Source organism: Nannocystis sp., assembly GCF_016714285.1.
Lineage (GTDB): Bacteria > Myxococcota_A > Polyangia > Nannocystales > Nannocystaceae > Nannocystis.
On the sequence record NZ_JADJNN010000011.1, the window covers coordinates 96,496 to 115,477 of the forward strand.

Consider the following 18,982-nt stretch of genomic DNA (forward strand, 5'->3'; position numbering starts at 1 on the left):
ACGCCGCGCCTGCGCGGATCTGGAGCATGCGGGCCCAGCGGGCAGGCCGTATTGTGCCGTGAACGGACCCCAGATAATGTGGGTGGCATGAGCAATCGTCGATCTTCGCAAGTCTGGCTGGGAGCGTTCGTTCTGGCGTTGGCGTGCAACCGCGGCGCCACGCCCGAGGCGACCCCGCCGGAGCCCGCCGTCACCACACCGGTGGAGACCCCGCCCACGCCGCCAGCCCCGGCCACGCCGCCAGCCAACGTCGGCGTGGCCGCGGACGGCGTCGCCTGCGTCGGTGTGATCGCCCCGCCGCCGAAAGGCGCGGTCGCCGAGACCGACCCCGACGCGATCAAGACCCTGCTCGCCGCCGCGATCGCCGACACGGACAAGGGCAGCCTGTGCACCGGCGCGGTCCACCGCGTCGTCGAGCCGATCAAGGTCTATCGCGTGTGGAACAGCGCCAAGGACCACACCCAGCGCGGCAGCTGGTGGTCCTTCGATCGCCCGGTCGGACCGCGCGAGCAGTATCGCCGCGACAACGACATCTGCGAGGATTGGAGCCCGCTCGACCGATTGATCGTCTGCGACCTCAAGGTCGACGCCCGCTTCGTCGTCGGCCCGGGCCAGAGCGTGCGCTGCGAGGTCGGCGAATCGCACCCGAAGTCGGCGGTGAACCAGGTCTACATCCCCAACGACGGGCGCAACAACGTCTACTTCGTCGAGGCCTGCGAGCTCCTCGGGGCCTGGCCGTAGCCCCGCGGAGCGCGGCATGACCTTGACAGCTGCTACAGCGCTGGCACCTCGATCTCGGCCGCCAGCACCAGCTCGTGGCGGGTCAGCCCGTCGCCCTCGAAGTACAGCTCGTGCTTCTTGCCGCCCGCGGTGACCTCGACCGAGATGATCGCGCGACCGTCGGGGTAGGTCTTCTTCTCCGCCTCGACGATCTTGGCGCCCGGCACGGCCTTCTCGATCGCCGACTTGATCGGGCCGCTCAGCTCCTTCGCCGCGATGTGGCACTCGTTGTAGATCAGCGTGCCGTCGGGCTTCGCGCTGAACTCACACTCTTGCTTGGTCTGCGTCGTGACCTCGACCTCGAACACGCGGCCGTGCTCGCTGTCAAACTCGGTCTCGTAGGCGCGGACCTTGCTGCCCGGATACTGCTGCTCGCGCAACGCCGTCACCGCGGGCGGCAGGGCCCCGGCGTCGTTGTGGTAGAGCGACAGCTCGCGGATGGTCCCGTCGGCGTCGACCTCGAGCGCGACCTTCGTGACCCCGGCCGCGGTCGCAGCGGCGCGCACGATCTCCGCGTCCAGCCGCGGCGGCGCCGCAGCGACGACCGCGGGCTCCGCCGGCTTCGCACTCAACTTGGCGATCTCCGCCTCGAGCTCGCCGATCTTCTTGGCGCTCGCCGCGAGCTTGGTCTCCGCCTCCTTGCGGCCCATCTCGGCCGCCTTGGTGGCGGCTCCGTCGTCACAGCCCGCCACAAGCCCCACGCTCAGGGCACACACACCCACGATGGCACGCAACATCTCGGCCTCCTCGGTTGGAGCCGGCAGCATACGGAAGCAGCCCCGATTCAGCAAGATTCAGCAAGACCGCGCCCCGGCGAAATATGCAGCAGCGTCTAGCCATTCGCGGCAGCGCGGGCCAATTCGCGGGCGAATTAGCGATTGACGGCGCTGGCGGCCGCGTGATGAGCTGTTTCGGTGTCGTCGGTCACGATCGAGATCAAGTCTGTGCTTCGCGATCCCGCAAAACCCCACGATCGAGCGGGGTACCTGGCCTCCGTCGAGGCGCACCTCGCCGGCGCCGCGATCGATCCCCAGCGATGGCAGACCCTGACCCGGGGACCGGACACCACCCAGCACCCATTCATGGTGACCTTCCTGGTCGGGCGCTGGCGCTACCACGACGGCGATAGATCCGTCGATTTCGACGCCGGCAGCGGCCAGGGACATTTCCTCTGGATCGCGCACGCCAGCCAATTGTCGCCCGTCGGCGACGGCCCGCACCTCGTCTCGGGCTTCGCCGCGACCTGACCCGCCACGAGCTATCCTGCGTCGCCCATGGAGCCGCCGTGCTGCCCGCCAAAGCGCTGACTCAAAAGGCCCTGGCCGAATTCCTGCTGCACGTCGCCGTGATCCGGCCGGTGTTCATCTGGGGCCCGCCAGGGATCGGCAAATCGGCGATCGTCCAGCAGTTCGCGCGCCAGGTCGGCCTGCCCTGCGTCTCGCTGCTCGGCAGCCAGCTCGCCCCCGAGGACCTGATCGGCGTCCCCCAGATCGTCGACGGCAAGAGCCGCTTCTGTCCGCCGACCATGGTCGCCCGCGACGACCCGTATTGCCTGTTCCTCGACGAGCTGAACGCCTGCTCCCACGAGGTCCAGAAGGCGTTCTACAGCCTCATCCACGAGCGCCGCCTCGGCGAGTACGAGCTCCCGCGCGGGTCGATCGTGCTCGGCGCCGGCAACCGGGCCCAGGACTCCGCGATCGTCCGGCCGATGTCCTCGGCGCTGATCAATCGCATGATCCACGTCCAGCTCCAGCCCTCGCACCGCGACTGGCTCGAATGGGCGCACGAGCATAATCTCCACACCAGCGTCCTCGAATACATCCAGACCCGCCCCGACCACCTGTGGAGCCAGCCGCCCAAGACGGAGGAGCCGTTCTCCACCCCGCGATCGTGGCACATGCTCAGCGACGCCCTCAAAGAATTCGGCGACGATCCGGGCGAGGACGCGATCGAGACGCTCGCGTTCGGCTGCCTGACCCCCGCCCACGCCGGCCAGTTCAAGGCCTTCGTCAAGCAGGTCCGCAGCAAGTTCCGCCTCGCCGCGATCCTCCGCGGCGAGATGGGCTGGCCGCACGCCCCGGAGGACCGCGATATCCTCTACTTCCTGTCGCAGTCGCTGCGCGCCCGCCTGATCAAGGACCTGCCCGCCGTCCGCGAATCGATGACCGACCTGCACAAAGACCTCGCCCACCGCGCCAAGGCGCTGATCAAGGACCTCGCGGCGATCAGCTTCGAGATGGCGCAGATGGTCGTCGCCCGCCAGTCCGGCGAGGGCCTGCCCGACTGGCTCCTGATGGAGATCGTCCGCGACCTGCCGCGCCTGGTGGAGCGCCGCGATGGCCCGTAGGACCCCGAAGCGCCCGCAGGACCCCGCGCGCGAGGCCTTCTGGGCCGGCCACGATCTGCTGACCCAGCACCCGATCTTCGCCCCGCTCATCGGCTTCGTCCGAATCACCGACGACCACGAGCGCGTCCCCGAGGACGGCTGGGTCGTCGTCGCCTCGAGCAGCGTCCTATATGTGCGATCGACCCGCCGCGCAGCCCCGGAAGAATGGGCGTACCTGCTCGCCCACGCCGTGCTGCACCTCGGCATGGACCACTTCCGGCCGAACCTCGATCCGATCGCCTGGCAGGTCGCGTGCGACTGCTGCGTCGCCCGCTTCCTCCGCGACCTCAAGTTCGGCCGCCTCCCGGCCGAGCTGTTCTTCGACCCCGACCTGCCCGCCCGCTCCGAGGAGCTGCTCTACGCCCGCTTCCTCCGCGAGGGCGTCCCGCCGCCCCTGCTCGCCTGCGGCACCGCCGGACCGCGAAGCCCGGGCATGCTGTTCGCAGGCCCGATGTCCGCCGACAATCGCAAGGCCTGGCAGGCCCGCCTCGCCGGCGGCCTGGTCAACGCCGTCGACGCCGCGGTCGCCCTCGCCGCGGGCCTGCACACCTCGCTCGCCGGCCACTTCCCCCGCAGCCCCGCCGCCCGCGCCCGCGCCTGGTTCATGGCAAGCTATCCCCTGCTCGGCTCGCTCGCCGCGGCCTTCGAACTGATCGAAGATCCGCAGATATGCCAGCGCCTGCAGATCACCGTCGCCGCCGTCGACGCCGAGGCCCGCGAGCTCTACATCAACCCCGCCGCCCACCTCGACGACCAGAGCGCCCGCTTCGTCCTCGCCCACGAGCTGCTGCACGTCGGCCTGCGCCATCAGGCCCGCCGCCAGGGCCGCGAGCCCTACCTGTGGAACGTCGCCTGCGACTACGTGATCAACGGCTGGCTGGTCGAGATGGGGGTCGGCGAGCTGCCCGAGTTCGGCCTGCTCCACGACCCCGAGCTCAAGGGAATGTCCGCCGAATCGATCTACGATCATATCGTCGTCAACCTCCGCCGCTACCGCAAACTCGCCACATTGCGCGGCTTCGGCCTCGGCGACATGCTCGGCGACGACACGGCCCCGCGCGGCGACGCGACCACCCTCGACGCCTTCTATCGCCGCTGCCTCTCGCAGGGCCTCGCCTATCACCACAGCCAGGGCCGCGGCCTGCTCCCCGCCGGCCTCGTCGAGGAGATCCGGGCCCTCGACCAGCCGGCGATCCCGTGGGACGTCGAGCTCGCCCGCTGGTTCGACGAGCGCTTCTCCCCGCTCGAGCGCCGCCGCAGCTTCGCCCGCCTCAGCCGCCGGCAATCTTCCACCCCCGACATCCCGCGGCCCTCCTGGGTGCCGGCGACCCGCAACGACGAGGGCCGCACCTTCGGCGTGCTCCTCGACACCTCGGGCTCCATGGACCGCAAACTGCTGGCGCAGGCCCTCGGCGCGATCGCCAGCTACGCGATCGCCCGCGACGTGACCCGCGTGCGCGTGGTCTTCTGCGACGCCGCGGTCTACGACGAGGGCTACATGGCCCCCGAGGCGATCGCCGGCCGCGTGCGCGTGCGCGGCCGCGGCGGCACGATCCTCCAGCCAGGCATCGAGCTGCTCGAGCGCGCCGCCGACTTCCCCGCGGACGGCCCGCTGCTGATCATCACCGACGGAATGTGCGATCGCCTGCACCCCCGCCGCGACCACGCCTTCCTCATGCCCGAGGGCCGAAACCTGCCCTTCGTGCCCAGAGGCAAGGTGTTTCGCCTCAGCAATGCACCCCCGTGAGCCCCGCCTGAGCCCCGCCACACACCCGGGCCCGCGCCGACTTTGTTAGACTGCGCCCGCATGTCGGCCAAGCACACGCTCCTCGCCCTGTCCCTCTCGATGCCCGCCTGCAGCCTGTATCTCCCGGGCGACACCGGCGACGAGGACAGCAACGGCAGCGCCGACGACAACCTCTATATCGCCGTTGGCGACCAGGGCGCGCTGCTCAGCTCGCCCGACGGCGCCACCTGGACCACCCGCACCAGCGGCACCACCGTCGCCCTCAACGACATCGCCCACGGCGACGGCCGCTACGTCGCCGTCGGCCAGGCCGGCAAGATCCTCGTCTCCGAGGACGGCATCATGTGGGACCCCGCCGACTCGCCCTCGAGCCGCGACCTGTTCGCCGTGGTCCACCACATCGACCGCTTCTACGCCGTCGGCGGTGACTACAGCGCCGGCGCCGAGACCCTCGAGTCGATGGACGGCACCACCTGGACCCGCCCGGAGATCCCCCAGCTCGACTTCCTGCTCGCCGACCTCGCCTCCGACGGCAACCAGCTGGTCGCGATCGGCACCTCCCAGAGCGACCTCCAGATCTTCGGCCTCTTCACCTGGCCGCAGGGGGGGCCGCAAGACAGCAACGTGGCCGCAGGCTGGACGCAGCGCGTCGACGGCACCGGCCTCAGCCTGCGCTACAAGGCCATCGCCGCCGGCGCCCCCGCCTTCGTGACCATCGGCCCCGGCGGCTCCGCCTCCTCCACCGACGCGATCACCTGGACGCAAGCCCCGATCTTCGAGGCCGCCGCGATGCGCGGACTGACCTACACCCAGCAGGGATGGATCGCCGTCGGCGACACCGGCAAGATCCTCTTCTCCGGCGACGGCGCCCAGTGGGTCGCCCAGGACAGCGGCCACGCCGGTCAGCTCCTCGGCATCACGACCAGCGGCAGCCTGCACCTCGCCGTCGGCGCCGACGGGGCGCTCCTCAGCTCGAGCGACGGCGTCCTCTGGCTGCCCCAGCAGAGCCCCCTCAGCGTCGACCTCCGCGCCGTCACCCACCCCCGCGGCTAGCAACCCACGCTAGAACTTGTACGCCGGGTTGTCCTCCGCGAAGTCGCGGTCACGCAGCCCGACGTTGACCCGCAGGTCGCGGTACTCGTAATCCTCGACCAGACGATCGCCCGCGTCCCACGCCTGCACGCGGCTCAGCAGCTTGCTCGCCGCGAACACGCAGATCCGCAGGCGCGGCGCATAATACCCGTCGGCCGGGAAGCGGCCCTCGACGCAGCGCACCCGCGCCCCGAAGCGCGTCTCCTCGCCGAGATCCGTCAGCGTCACCCCGTCCTGCGGCCGCGCCTCGCTGCGCTTCAGGTCGCGGAGCATCAGCGCCAGCACGTCGCCCAGGCTCGCCTCCGTGATCGGGTGCCGATTGCCCCGCATCGCCAGCCCGCTGCCCGGCTTCAGGCTCACCGTGACATCCGGGAAGCTGCCCGGGTGGGCCCGCATCTGCCCGTCGTTGCGCCCGCGGACATACAGCACCTCCTGCCCCGCCTTCTCGCTCCCGGTCCACTTCATATAGATGCTAAACGGCCTGCGAAACTTGACCTGGATCGTCTCGCGCGGCAGCAGCTTGCCCTTGACCCGCTCCTGCTTCAGCAGCGTCGCCGTGTAGTCCTTCACGCCGGCGTACGCCGCCTCCATCGCCCCGAGCAGCTGCTTCGGCCCCGCCCCCGACTCGACAACCACCGCCAGCGCCACCGGCTCCGCGACCACCTCCACCGCAGCGACCACCGGCACCTGCCGCGCCTGCACATACCCGACCTCGATCGGCAGCAACAGCGCCCGCGCCGACGAGGCTCCGCTCCCCGGCCCGACCACGATCACCGGACCCGAAACACACAGCAGCAGCGAGACGACGAGCGACATCCCGCGCACTCTACCGCGTCACTGCGGCACCTCGAAGCAGTACAGGCGGGCCGTCAACGTACAGAGCTGCGTGCAGCCATCCGTCCACGCCGCGGTGGTGACGCCGATGTCGCCGGCCACCGCCATCGTCGGATTGATGTTGTTCTGCCAATCGCCGCACGGGACCATCGGCTGCACATCTCCGGTCCCGGTCGTCGAGGTCCACGCCAGGCCGTCCTGCGAGCAGGCCGCCGGCGTCTTGATCTCCACCTTGGACTCGGTCCGGTTGATCGGCGCCATGAGCTTGTCGCCCGGCCCGCCCAGGACGATCGACTCGAGGTTCTTCGCCACCAGGGTCCCGTCCGTGCGCACGTACTGCATCCCCGTCGGCGTGATGCGATCCTTGGCCGAGGTCGTCTCGTCGCTCAACCACGCCTTGTACTTGCCCGGCAGCTTCGCCTTGAGCGCCAGATCCTTGCACCTGCTGTCCGCCCCCCCGAGCCCGCCCATCAGCCCCGAGTACATCTCGCTCGTCACGAACACGTACGACCCGTCGCGCGTGCAGGTCGGACTGCAGCCGTCCGCGGCGACCGTATTGCCGTCGTCACACGCCTCATTCCCGTCGATCACCCCGTTCGTGCACGGCCCCTTGCAGTTCCCCGGGCACTTGTCCCCGCCCAGCATGTTGCCGTCGTCACACAGCTCCCCTTCATCCACCACTGAATTGCCGCACACCGCCTCCCCGCCCGTCGAACCACCGCTCGAGTCGACCTCGGTCGTCGTGTCCACCGACTCCGTCGTCACCCCGCTGGCCGTGCCCGTGGTCTCCCCGCTCGAGGTCAAGGTCTCCGAGGTCGGCGACCCCGAGGTCAAGGTCTCCGAGGTCGGCGAACCCGAGGTCAAGGTCTCGGAGGTCGGCGAACCCGTCGTCAGCGCCTCGGTCGGCGTGCTCGCGGTCGGCGTCCCAGTCGCGGCCTCCGTGGTCGCGTCGGACTCGCTCGCACCGCCCGTGTCCTTGCCCTCCGGCTTGAAGCACGACCCGCACAGCACACACACCAGGGCGACGCGAAGATAAGTCATCGGCCCGCGAGTATATCGCCGACGCGGCCGCTCAGTCGCCGCCGCCGCCCGGCAGCTTCTTGCCCCAGTCCGTCTCGATCGCGAAGCGAAACAGGTTGGCGAAGTAGTCCTCGACCCGCGGCACCTCGATCCCGCTGCCCGCCAGCCCGGCCCGCTGGTTGCGCGTGTCAAAGCTCAGGTTCAACGACAGGTACGGCGTGTACACGCGCCCCGCGACCAAGATCCGCCGCAGCCGGCCCCAGGTGAAGCGGTCGACCAGCGGGCGCGCCCGCACGAACAGCCGCGGCTGCACGAAGAACGGCGCCCGCACGTGGAAGTACTCCGCCGCCAGCCCGGCCAGCGCCCCCAGCGTCGCCGATCGCTCGGGCCCCGCGCACAGGTGATAGACCTGACCCTCACGACCTGGCTGCTGGCGCAGGTGAGCGATCGCCTGGACCACGAAGTCCGAGGGCACCACGTCCATCGGCGTGTCGGCCCGCCCGGGCACCACCCGAAACCCGCGCGCGAAGATCTTGAGCGGCCAGTACAGCACCTTGAAGCTCGCCGTCCGGCCCGTACGCGAGTCGCCGACGATGATGCTCGGGCGGTAGATCGTCAGCGACTGCTCGCCCGCCCGCGAGCGCACCAACGCCTCGGCCTCGCACTTCGAGCGCTCGTAGGTGTTGCGAAAGCCCTGCCCGCACTCGAGCTCCGCCTCGAGCACCAACCCCGTGCGCTCGCCCGCCACATAGGCCGTGCCCACATAGTCGAGGTGCGCCCCGGCCTGCCGCGCCAGGCCCAGGATCCGCCGCGTCCCCTCGACGTTGATCGCCCGCGCCTCGTCGATCGGCAGGCTGAAGCTCACCGACGCCGCCCCGTGGATGACAGCCGTCGTCCGCCCGGCCAGATCGTCGTACGCCTTCTGCGTCAGCCCCAGCCGATCGCGCTCGAGGTCCGCCCGCACCACCGCCACCCGCACGCTCGCGTCGGCCAGCGCCGCCCCCTGCAGCTGCCCCGTCAACAGCGACAGCCCCCGCGCCTGCGCCTCCGCCTCGTCCCGCCCACGCACGAGCAAGGTCAGGTGCGCCGCCGGGTCCGCTGCCAACATATGCAGGACCAGCTCTCGTCCCAAAAACCCGGTCGCGCCTGTGATCACGGTGGTCTGGTCACGCATCGCCGCCGGACCATGCCGCCCCACCGCTCGCCGCGCAAGCCCGGTCACACCCGTGACACGCAACACACCCACGTCCCCCCCGCGAGAACCTGGCCGCGGGCCGTCGATACACTGCCCGCTCATGTCTCGCAGCGACCGCGTCACCCTGGGCCTGCTCTGCTTCTTCATCTGCATCGCCTTCTCGCTCGAGCTCTACTGGCTGATCTTCCGCGACGAGCTGGTGGCCCGCGCCCCGCACGAGCTGTTCGCCCACCTGTTCGAGATCTACGGCGACGCCGACCGGGCCTACTACGACCGGATCTCCGCCCTGGCGATCGGCCTCGAGGGCATCAACGTCTACGTCACCCAGCTGCTGAACATGTGGCTCATCGCCGCGATCGTCGGCCGCCACCACTACCGCCACGTCCTCCAGCTGATCGTCTCCAGCTATCTCACCTATTCGGTGGTCCTCTACTTCTGGTGCGCCCACGTCACCGGCTACCCCGACATGCGCTACCAGTCGGCCTACACCTACTTCCTGTTCTACGCCCCCAACCTGCCCTGGCTGCTGGGCTACGGCTGGATGGCCTGGGTCTCCGCCCAGGTCCTGTCGGCCAACATGCGGGAGGCCGGCCGCAACCACTAACTCTGGCTGGCTCTGGCTGGCTCTGGCTGGCTCTGGCTGGCTCTGGCTGGCTCTGGCTGGCTGGCTCTGGCTGACTCTGGGTGGCCGAGGATGGCCCGCGACGCGAGCGAGTTCGGGTACCATCAGGCCCTCCCGAGGCCCGTTTGACCCGCCCCACGCAAACCCCCGCGGCCGTGGACCCCCTCCACGACGAACTCACCGCGCTGCACCGCGCCGCCGCGGACGACCCCACCCTGCGCGAGCCCCTGCAGCGCGTCGAGGCCGGACTGCAGCAGGCCCGCCTCGCCGCCGAGACCGCCCGTCGCACCCGCGGGGCCTTCCTCGCCAACATGAGCCACGAGCTGCGCACCCCGCTCAACGCGATCCTCGGCTTCTCCCAGCTGCTCCGCCAGGACCGCAAGCTCGCCCCCGAACAGCTCACCCACGTGGAGATCATCCACCGCAGCGGCGAACAGCTGCTCACCCTCATCAACGACGTCGTCGAGCTGTCCCGCCAGGACGTCGATGAGTCCCGCGCCGGCGCCAACTTCGACCTCCTGCAGCTGGTCGACGACCTCGAGGACATGCTCTACCTCCGCGCCGAACGCCGCGGCCTGCGGCTCCGCGTCGTGCGTGACCCCGGCCTGCCTCGCCACTGCCGCGCCGACGGCCCCAAGCTGCGCCAGCTGTTCCTCCTCCTCCTCGGCAACGCCATCAAGTTCGCCCGCCCCGGCGAGCTCGGCCTCCACCTCACCTGCGAGCTCGACGCGCATGACCCCCGACGCGCCACCCTGCGCTGCCAGCTGCGCCTCCCCGGCCTCGAGCGCGCCGACCTCGAGGCCTTCGTGCGCAGCACCGGCGGCCCGCGCGACGCCGGCCCCTCGCTCGCACAGGAGCTCGCCGGAGCCCTCGGCGGCGAGATCGAGGTCGGCGCCGGCGAGCTGCGCATCGACCTCCCGGTCGCGATCGTCGCCCCCGCGGACCTGCCGGACCCCGCCCGCGAGCGCCCGATCGTCGGCCTCGCCCCCGGCCAACCGAGCTACCGCATCCTCGTCGCCGAGGACCGCTGGCAGAGCCGCCAGCTGCTCGTCCACATGCTCGCCCGCGTCGGCTTCGACGTCCGCGAGGCCAGCAACGGCGCCGAGGCGCTCGAGATCTGGCAGCACTGGCGACCCCACCTGATCTGGATGGACATGCGCATGCCCGAGGTCACCGGCCTCGAGGCCACCCTCCGCATCAAACGCTCGCCCGGCGGCAAGCAGACGGTGGTCATCGCCCTCACCGCCAGCGCCTTCGAGGAGGACCCCGCCACCGCCCGCGCCGCCGGCTGCGACGACTTCGTGCGCAAGCCGATCCGCATGCCCGAGGTGTTCGCCAAGCTGCGCGAGCACCTCGGCGTGGTCTACCGCCACGAAGACACCACCACCACCGCCGCGACCCCGAGCCTGACCGACACCACCCTCGCCGGCCTGCCCAGACCCTGGCTCGGCGCCCTCCACAGCGCCTGCGTCCAGGCCGACCTCGACGAGATCCTCGGCCTCGTCGCCCAGATCCGCAGCGACGCCCCCGACACCGCCGCCGCCCTCGACGAGCTCGCCCGCAGCTTCAACTTCGAACACATCACCTCGCTCACCCGCAGCGCCCTCGCCGGAGGCCCCGCGTGAGCACCACAGCACCCACCCCTGCCACCCCTGCGCCGACCCCAGCGCGCCCCCACGGACCACTCCAGTGACCACCCCCGTGACCACTCCAGTGACCCCTCCTGCGCCCGCTCCAGTCATTCGCGGCAACGTCCTCGTCGTCGACGACACCCTCGTCAACCTCCGCATCCTCGCCGAGATGCTGGCCGCCCACGGCTACAAGGTCCGCCCCGTCACCTCCGGCCCGCAGGCCCTGCAGGCCGGCATCGCGGCCCCACCCGACCTCGTCCTCCTCGACATCAACATGCCCGGCATGACCGGCTACGAGGTCTGCCGCCAGCTCAAGCAGCACCCCGCGACCCGCGACGTCCCCGTCATCTTCATGAGCGCCCGCGACGAGGTCCTCGACAAGATCCGCGCCTTCGAGGTCGGCGGCGTCGACTACGTCACCAAGCCCTTCCACCTCGAGGAGCTGCTCGCCCGCGTCGCCACCCACGTGTCCCTGCGCGCCCTCCAGCGCCAGCTCGAGACCACCGCCCTCGCCCTCACCGAGGAGAAGCGCCGCAGCGACGAGCTGCTCTACAGCGTGCTCCCCCGCAGCGTCGCCAACGACCTCCGCGAGGGCAAGCGCGTCCCCGCCGGCAGCTTCCCCGACGTCACCGTCCTGTTCTCGGACATCGTCGACTTCACCACCACCGCCTCACGCCACTCGCCGCTCGAGATCTTCGAGCTGCTCGGCGACCTCTACACCCGCTTCGACGCGATCGTCGAGCGCCACCCCGTCTACAAGGTCGAGACCAGCGGCGACTGCTACATGCTCGCCTGCGGCGTCCCCGAGGCCCACCCGCGCCACGCCGACGCGGTCGTCGCCGTCGCCCTCGACATGCTCGACGCCGTCGCCGGCGTCACCCTCCCCGGCGGCGCCCCCCAGCAGCTGCGCATCGGCGTCCACTCCGGCCCCGTCGTCGGCGGCGTCGTCGGCACCAAGACCCCCCGCTTCTGCCTGTTCGGCGACACCGTCAACATCGCCAGCCGCATGGAGACCACCTCCCGGCCGATGCACGTGCAGGTCAGCGAATCCACCCGCCAGCTGCTCGACCCCTCGCGCTGGCAGATCGACGAACGCGGCGAGGTCGAGCTCAAGGGCCGCGGCAGCATGCGCACCCACTTCGTCCGCCGCGCACCCTGACGCCACCTGTCCCGAGGGCCAGCTCTACCTGTCCCACGGGACACCTCTACACCTATCCCAGGGGACAGGGCCACCTGTCCCGAGGGCCAGCTCTACCTGTCCCCGGGACAGCGCCACCTGTCCCGAGGGCCAGCTCTACCTGTCCCGAGGGCCAGCACTAGACCTGTCCCCTGGGGCAGCTGGACCTCCGACGACGCGACCGCCACTGTGACCCCGTCGCCGCTCAGGGCGAGGCCCCGAAGCCCCGCACGATCCGCACCAGCTCGCTCACGATCGCCGGCCGGTCCGCCAGATCCGCGTTCGCGGCCATGTCGGCCGCGAGCCCGTGCTCCGCCCCGCCCTCCACGATCACCCGCCGCAGCTGCTCGTCGTCGCGGCTCGCCTGCCAGGCCGCGTCGTGGAAGTCGCGCGGCCGCCGGGCGAGCGCTCGCCCCGAGGGCCCGTCGCCGCGCCCGTCCACCCCGTGACAGTTGGCGCAGCGCCCCTGCCACAGCTCCCGCGCCGCGGCCCGCACCGCCGGCCCACCCTGCTCCGGCTCCGCCCCGCAGCCCGCGAGCGCCAGCAGCACCGCCAGCACGCCAACCCGCCCCGATGCGCCGCGGCGCCGAACCGACCTGTCCCAAAGACCAGCCCCACGCGACCTGTCCCCGGCGCCAGCCTGCTCCGCGCTCCGCGCTCCGTCCCCCATCCGCCCGCCGTCAGCCCTCGTCGCCATCGACGCGCCGGCCCCGCTTCTTCGCCCCGGCGAGCTTCTTGTCGCTGAGCCGCCGACGCACCGCGCCGGCGCTCGGGGTCGTCGCCCGCCGCGGTCGCGGCAGCGCCTGGGCCCGCACGAGCAGCCCCTGCAGCTTGGCCACCGCGTCGTCGAGGTTGCGCCCCTGGTCGCGGGTCAGCGCGCTGGTCACCACGATCTCCTCGCCGAGCGTCAGCCGGGCCCCGGCCAGCAGCCGCAGGCGAGCCCCGGTCCGCGCCGTGAGCCCATCGATGCAGGCCAGCGCCACCCGCAGCTCGACCTTCGACGCCACCTTGTTGACGTTCTGCCCGCCTGGCCCCGACGAACGCACGGCACGCCAGCGCAGCGCCCATCCAGGCACACGCACCGCCGGCTCCGCGATCAATTCTCCAAGCGCCATGGCGGGCGCCAAGATGGGGCAATCCCCTCGGGTTGGCAAGCCGGCCTACAACAGCCCAGGAGCCAGCGCCGCCGCCATCCGCTCCGGCTGCAGCACCCCGCACGCGCGCATGCGCTGCTCGTGCGCCGCACGAGCGACCGCGTCGCCGGCCAGCCGGCTCTCGTGCCAGCCCGCCGCCGCCGCCCACAGGCGCATCTCGACCCGCTCGAAGCCCGCGACCGCCAGCGCCAGCGCCGTCCGGGCCAGCTCCGGGCGACCGCGCTGCACCGCGAGACCCGCTCGCAGCAGCTGCGCCAGCGGGTCGCCCCACCCGACCTCCTGCGCGACGATGCGACGCTCCGCCTCCGCCGCGATCGCCCGCAGCCGCTCCGCCGGCCGTCCCCTCAGCTCCGCCGCCGCCAGCAGGGCACAGCCGCCGCGCCAGAACTCGCCAAACACCCGCCCGTGCTGCCCCTGAGCCATGTGCGAGCGCGCGAAGGCCGGCCATTGCGCGGCGCAACGCGACCACGCCCGCCCGCCCTCGCCGACGTACAGATCGATCGCCCGCTCGGCGAGGAAGGCGTGCGCCCGCTCCATCGCGAAGCCGCCGCGAGACCAGCCCTGCTGCGCCGCCGCCAGCCCCTGCGCCGCGCCCTGCGGATCGTCGGCGGCCAGCGCCACGAACACTTGCATGCTCACGCACAGCCGACCCTCGTTCGCCCGATCTCCCACCGCCCGCACCAGCTCGAGGTAACGATCGCGGCGCACACTCAGCGCCTGCAGGTCGCCGAGGTAGAAGCTGCAGGCAAGCGTCCACACCCCGCAATAGGCGTAGAGGGCCGCACCGCCGACGCTGGGCGGCGCGCCGTCGACGGCCGGCAACGCGGCCTCGAAGTGGTCGAGCGCGCTGCGCCACGCGCCGAGGCCAAACGCCGCCATCCCGGTGCACACGTCGATGTAGCGCTCGTCCGCGACCCCGTGCCGCACCGCGATCGCCCGCGCCTGGTCGAGCAGACGGGCCACCTCCACCCGGGTCCGCGCCCCCTCGTGCGCCAGATACCCCGCGTGCCCGGCCACCGCGTGCACGATCCTCCGCGGCTCGCCCACCTCGAGGCACTGCCGCAGGTGCTCGAGCTGGTACATCCGCGCCGTCGTCGGGTCGAGGCTCACGACCGCCAGCCGGGCCAGCCGCAGCGTGTCGAGCCGCAACAGCTGCTCCCGCGCCACCTCCGCCGCCTGCCGCGCCGTGAACGCGAGCCCGTTGCGCCGCAACCACAACCTCGACCTCGCCACCCGCAGCAGCATCGCCACCCGCGTCTGCGGCAGCGGTGAACCCAACGCGCGCAGCACCGCCTGCAACAACGCCTCGCCCTGCTGCGTCGCCCCGCAGGTCAACAGCGCCTCCGCCGCCTGCTGCTGCAGCTCCAGCGCCAGCACCGGCCCCGCCTCCGCGGCCGCCGCGAGGAAACACGCCGCCGCCTCCGCGTGGTTGCCGGCGTGGATCAACGCCCGGGCCGCGTCGACCCGCAGCGCACGGCGACCCACGGCGTCCTCCACCGGACACAGCCGGACCGCCGCCAGCGACAGCTCCGCCGCCCGCGCGAACGCCAGCGACCCCGCCGCCTGGGCCGCGGCCGTGATCATGTGCTGCCGCGCCCCCTCCGGATCTCCCGCCGCATGCAGGTGATGCGCGAGGATCTCCGGCTCAGCGAGCGCCTCCCCCGGCCACGACTCCATCGCCGCCGCCAGCCGCCGATGACACGCCCGCTCGCGCAGCGCCGACAAGCTCGCGAGCACCGTCTCACGCACGCGGTCGTGGAACACCTCGACCAGCTCGCCGCGCTCGCTGCGACCGACCCGCACCAGCCGCGCCGCGCTCAGGGTCTGCAGCGCCGCCCGCCCCAGCGACGCCCCGCCCGGCAGCCCCAGCACCAGCCCGTGCGCCAGCGGGCGCGCCGCCACCGCGAGCAGCTCGAGCACGTCGCGGGCCGTCGGCGGCAACCGCTGCACCCGCGCCGCGATCAGGTCCTCGAGCCGCCCCGGCCACGCCCCGCCCGACGCCAGCACCTCGTGCACGAGCTCGTGCACGAACAACGGCACCCCGCCCGACTCGCTGGCCACCGCCCCGGCGTAGCTGCTCGCCAGCCCCGACCCGAGCAGCGCCCGCGCCAGCTGCTCCGCCTCGGCCAGGGCCAGCGGCTCGACCGTCAGCTCCCACAGCCGCGCCCCGCCGCCCCGCAGACGCTGCACCAGCCCGCGAACCACCGGCGCCGCCCCGCCGTCCGCCCCGCGGTAGCTCGCGAGCAACAGACAGGCCGGCGCTGGCGCGCTCACCAGCTCGGTCAGCAGCGCCGCGCTGTCGGCGTCGGCCCACTGCAGATCGTCGATGTACAGCACCACCGGCCGGCGCTCCGCCAGCCACGCGAGCAGCCCCTTGAACGCCGCGTACGCCCGCTCGCGCCAGCGCGACTCCGGCTCCACCGGCCGCGCCTCCTCACCAGTCCCCGGTGCGCGCCGGGACCTGCCCGCCTGCGACCGGGTCCCCGCCCGCGTCGAGACCACCGCGAAGGGCCCAGTCCGCGACCTCGTCGCCGCCGCCCCCTCCTCGTCGCCGCCTGGCAGCAGCCGCTTCAGGCCGGGAAACAGGCGCACCAGCGCCGCCACGTCCCCGCCGCCCGCCGCCGCCTGCACCGCCTCGGGCCAGCCCTGCATCACCAGCGCGAGCTCGTCGACAAGCCCATCGAAGGCGTTGTGCGGCACCTGCTCGCGCTCGTAGCAGCGCCCGCGCAGCACGATCGCCGGCCCGCTCACCTCGAGCAGGAAGCTGTCCACCAGCGCCGTCTTGCCGACCCCCGAGCCCCCGCGCAGCAGGGCCACCGCCGCCCGCCCCGGGCCCACGCCCGCGAGCGCCTGCCGCAGCGCCGCCAGCTCGTCGGCACGCCCGACCAGCCCCGCCGGCCCGGCCGGACCGCGCGGCGATCGTGACACACCTGTCCCGAAGGACACCCTCGGATCACCTGTCCCACGGGACAGGGCCGCCACGATCGCCGCGCGGTCCGGCCGCAGCTGCGGGTCGCGGCAGAGCAGCTGCATGCACAGCCGCGACAGCCCAGGATCGGCCCCCGGCGCGCGCAGCTCCGGCGCCACCGGGTCGCGCTGGCACTTGTCGCGCAGCGCCGCCAGGCCGCCGCCACCGCCGAAGGGCAGCTCCCCCGTCAGCGCCTCGTACAGCATCACGCCCACGCTGTACCAGTCGCTCGCCGTGGTCGCGGTCCCGCCGATCAGCAGCTCCGGCGCAAGATATGCCGGCGTGCCGGCCAGGCCCTCACCCGGGGCGCCAACCGCCAGCTCCTGGACCAGCCCGAAGTCGAGGATCACCACCCGACCCTCGGGCGTGACCAGCACGTTGGTCGGCTTCACGTCGCGGTGCAGCTTGCCGGCCGCGTGCAACGCCGCCAGGCCGTCGACCAGCTGCCGCAGCGCCGCGAAGATCGCCTCGCTCGAGCGACACGCCTGGAGGTGACTGAGCAGGTCGACCCCGTCGATATGCTCCATCGTCAAATAGGCCTGGTCGCCCGCCACGACCAGGCTGTAGAGCAGCGCGAGGTTCGGGTGCACGAGGTCGCTGAGGGCCCGAAACTCGTGCTTGAAGCGGACCAGCGCCGTCGCCTCGCAGCCGCGCAGGGCCTTCAGCGCGACCACCTCGCCGTGGGCATCGCGGGCCTCGTACACCGCCCCCATGCCCCCGCGGCCGATCAACCGCACGATCGTGTAGTCGCCGAGGGTCGGCGGCGTCTCGATGATCCCGAACAGCCGCGCCCGCACCGACGCCTTCAACTGGCGCAGCTCGAGCCCCTGCTCCGCCGCCACCGCCCGGGCCGCCTGGAGCTGCAGCGTCAAGCTGTCCGCGCCCCCGCCCGCCTGCGCCATACCTCATCGTATCACGACGCCCACGTTCGGGGCCGCCGGTGTTATCCTGACCCGGCACCTTGGCCACGGACTTTGAACTCCTGGACGCCTGGAAGGCCGGCGATCGCGTTGCCGGCAACACGCTGTTTGAACGCTACTTCGATCCCATCTGTCGGTTCTTCACCAACAAGGTGCACCACAACATCGACGACCTGATCCAGAAGACCTTCCTGGGCTGCGTCGAGGGCCGCGACAGGTTCCAAAAACAAGCTAGCTTCCGAACCTACCTGTTTGCCGTCGCCCACAACGTCCTCCGGGCCTACTTCCGCGAGCGCCGCCGCGGCGCCGAGGACTCCGTCGACCTCGGCGAACGCTCGAGCGACGAACTCACCCCCTCCCCGAGCAGCGTGCTGGCGATCCATCAGGAGCAGCGCCTCCTGCTCGAGGCCCTCCGCCGCATCCCCCTCGACTACCAGCTGGTCCTCGAACTCTACTATTGGGAGGATATGGCCGCCCCCGAGCTGGCCCAGGTCCTCGGCCTCCCCGAGGGCACCATCCGCTCCCGCCTCCGCCGCGCCAAGGAGGCCCTCGCAGAGAAGATGACCGCCATCGCCAGCGAGCCCGACCTCCTGAAGACCACCGTGAGCAGCCTCGAGAAGTGGGTCCGCTCGCTCCGCTCCCAGCTCGACGGACACTAGCCGGACACTGGCCGCCCCCCGGCCTCCGCAGTCTGAGGGGCCCCAATTCGCGGCTATACATCATCGTTGTAGGAAGTTGGGATCGGTGAAGCCCCCGCAGACACTACCCCGCTCGCCGACTTGCGAGACGGCCGCATGGACACCGTTCATGCGCGGCGACCCCGGCGCCTTCACCGGGCAAAAATTGCGGTTTTCTATGCTCGACAACCAGACGACCACAACCATGGAAGCGCGAAACCCTGCAGGAAATTGGCAAAAAGGCGAGGCCGAACCAGTCGCGTCTCGCCCGGTCCCGGTGCTCAACATCCTGACCGAGCTGCTGCAGGGCTACCGTCGCCCCGCGGTGGTCACCACGGAGCAGGGCGCCGTCGTGTGTATGAACGCCGCGGCGATGCGCAACATCGACCGCAAGCCCGGCGAGGAGTCCGACGGCACGCCCTCCGATCCGAAGGACTGGCCGCGCCGCGCCGCGATCCAGGCCGACGGCCAGACCTACTACCTGGCCGTCCCGAACCAGGCCCTCGACACCGCCACCAACACGCCCGAGCCGCAGCTCCCGCCGCGCCTGGCGAAGATCGCCCGGCTCGTCATCTCGGGCTGCACCGACAAGCAGATCGCCAGCCGCACCGGCCTGTCCTTCAGCACCGTCCGCACCTACGTGCGCCAGATCTACCGCCGCATCGGCGTGCACAGCCGCGTCGAGCTGGTCCACGCCAGCAACAGCAACCTCGCCCGCGACTAGGCTCGCTCGTGACTGGCGGCACGCCGCCAGCACCGCGGCCGCGGGACTGACGGCA

17 protein-coding genes are annotated in these 18,982 nt (G+C 71.8%); 10 read left to right on the forward strand and 7 right to left on the reverse strand.

The genetic code is table 11. From position 1 onward, the window contains the following. Positions 1-87 precede the first annotated feature (87 nt). Positions 88-741 carry a hypothetical protein gene (locus IPJ59_RS19990; RefSeq protein ID WP_293272911.1) on the forward strand — a complete coding sequence of 218 codons (654 nt, stop codon included), beginning with the start codon at positions 88-90 and terminating at the stop codon, positions 739-741. A gap of 32 nt (positions 742-773) precedes the next feature. Here IPJ59_RS19990 and IPJ59_RS19995 read toward each other — a convergent pair whose 3' ends face one another. Next, positions 774-1,517 (reverse strand): hypothetical protein, encoded by a 744-nt coding sequence (locus tag IPJ59_RS19995; protein ID WP_293258081.1) that lies wholly within the window; start codon positions 1,515-1,517, stop codon positions 774-776. Positions 1,518-1,694: 177 nt separating this feature from the next. Between IPJ59_RS19995 and IPJ59_RS20000 the strand changes: the two genes are divergently transcribed. The 4 genes from IPJ59_RS20000 to IPJ59_RS20015 are packed head-to-tail and all read left to right on the forward strand — an operon-like array spanning position 1,695 to position 5,966. Next, complete coding sequence (locus IPJ59_RS20000) at positions 1,695-2,027, forward strand: hypothetical protein (protein ID WP_293258083.1); 333 nt, start codon at positions 1,695-1,697, stop codon at positions 2,025-2,027. 38 nt (positions 2,028-2,065) lie between these two features. Further along, positions 2,066-3,127: an AAA family ATPase gene (locus tag IPJ59_RS20005; RefSeq protein WP_293258085.1), complete on the forward strand. Its 1,062-nt coding sequence runs from the start codon at positions 2,066-2,068 to the stop codon at positions 3,125-3,127. Next, positions 3,117-4,913: a vWA domain-containing protein gene (locus tag IPJ59_RS20010; protein ID WP_293272912.1), complete on the forward strand. Its 1,797-nt coding sequence runs from the start codon at positions 3,117-3,119 to the stop codon at positions 4,911-4,913. Before IPJ59_RS20005 ends, IPJ59_RS20010 begins: the two co-directional genes overlap by 11 nt. A 60-nt stretch (positions 4,914-4,973) precedes the next feature. After that, positions 4,974-5,966: a beta propeller repeat protein gene (locus IPJ59_RS20015; RefSeq protein WP_293272913.1), complete on the forward strand. Its 993-nt coding sequence runs from the start codon at positions 4,974-4,976 to the stop codon at positions 5,964-5,966. A 9-nt stretch (positions 5,967-5,975) separates the two neighbouring features. On the opposite strand, the gene IPJ59_RS20020 is transcribed toward IPJ59_RS20015, so the two are convergent. The 3 genes from IPJ59_RS20020 to IPJ59_RS20030 are packed head-to-tail and all read right to left on the reverse strand — an operon-like array spanning position 5,976 to position 9,033. Then, positions 5,976-6,821 (reverse strand): DUF1571 domain-containing protein, encoded by an 846-nt coding sequence (locus IPJ59_RS20020; RefSeq protein WP_293272914.1) that lies wholly within the window; start codon positions 6,819-6,821, stop codon positions 5,976-5,978. An 18-nt stretch (positions 6,822-6,839) separates the two neighbouring features. Continuing rightward, positions 6,840-7,880 carry a hypothetical protein gene (locus IPJ59_RS20025; protein WP_293272915.1) on the reverse strand — a complete coding sequence of 347 codons (1,041 nt, stop codon included), beginning with the start codon at positions 7,878-7,880 and terminating at the stop codon, positions 6,840-6,842. Positions 7,881-7,911: 31 nt separating this feature from the next. Beyond that, positions 7,912-9,033: an SDR family oxidoreductase gene (locus IPJ59_RS20030; protein WP_293272916.1), complete on the reverse strand. Its 1,122-nt coding sequence runs from the start codon at positions 9,031-9,033 to the stop codon at positions 7,912-7,914. A 121-nt stretch (positions 9,034-9,154) separates the two neighbouring features. On the opposite strand from IPJ59_RS20030, the gene IPJ59_RS20035 reads away from it, so the two are divergent. The 3 genes from IPJ59_RS20035 to IPJ59_RS20045 all read left to right on the forward strand — a co-directional run bounded on the left by IPJ59_RS20035 (position 9,155) and on the right by IPJ59_RS20045 (position 12,466). Beyond that, positions 9,155-9,658, forward strand: a complete 504-nt coding sequence (locus IPJ59_RS20035) for an EXPERA domain-containing protein (protein WP_293272917.1) — start codon at positions 9,155-9,157, stop codon at positions 9,656-9,658. A gap of 173 nt (positions 9,659-9,831) precedes the next feature. Beyond that, complete coding sequence (locus IPJ59_RS20040; protein ID WP_293272918.1) at positions 9,832-11,301, forward strand: response regulator; 1,470 nt, start codon at positions 9,832-9,834, stop codon at positions 11,299-11,301. Positions 11,302-11,365: 64 nt separating this feature from the next. Continuing rightward, complete coding sequence (locus IPJ59_RS20045; RefSeq protein ID WP_293272919.1) at positions 11,366-12,466, forward strand: adenylate/guanylate cyclase domain-containing protein; 1,101 nt, start codon at positions 11,366-11,368, stop codon at positions 12,464-12,466. A 223-nt stretch (positions 12,467-12,689) separates the two neighbouring features. Here IPJ59_RS20045 and IPJ59_RS20050 read toward each other — a convergent pair whose 3' ends face one another. From IPJ59_RS20050 to IPJ59_RS20060, 3 genes are all read right to left on the reverse strand, one after another. Continuing rightward, positions 12,690-13,034, reverse strand: coding sequence for a c-type cytochrome (locus tag IPJ59_RS20050; protein WP_293258101.1), 345 nt, complete (start codon positions 13,032-13,034; stop codon positions 12,690-12,692). A gap of 130 nt (positions 13,035-13,164) precedes the next feature. Then, positions 13,165-13,566: an alternative ribosome rescue aminoacyl-tRNA hydrolase ArfB gene (gene arfB / locus IPJ59_RS20055; protein WP_293258103.1), complete on the reverse strand. Its 402-nt coding sequence runs from the start codon at positions 13,564-13,566 to the stop codon at positions 13,165-13,167. 78 nt (positions 13,567-13,644) lie between these two features. After that, the gene (locus tag IPJ59_RS20060; protein ID WP_293272920.1) at positions 13,645-17,508 is read right to left on the reverse strand and encodes a serine/threonine-protein kinase; all 3,864 of its coding nucleotides are present in this window, start codon (positions 17,506-17,508) and stop codon (positions 13,645-13,647) included. 59 nt (positions 17,509-17,567) lie between these two features. On the opposite strand from IPJ59_RS20060, the gene IPJ59_RS20065 reads away from it, so the two are divergent. After that, complete coding sequence (locus IPJ59_RS20065) at positions 17,568-18,185, forward strand: RNA polymerase sigma factor (protein ID WP_293258107.1); 618 nt, start codon at positions 17,568-17,570, stop codon at positions 18,183-18,185. A 223-nt stretch (positions 18,186-18,408) separates the two neighbouring features. Then, entirely contained in the window at positions 18,409-18,927 is a 519-nt protein-coding gene (locus tag IPJ59_RS20070; protein ID WP_293272921.1) for a helix-turn-helix domain-containing protein, read from the forward strand. Positions 18,928-18,982: the final 55 nt, after the last annotated feature.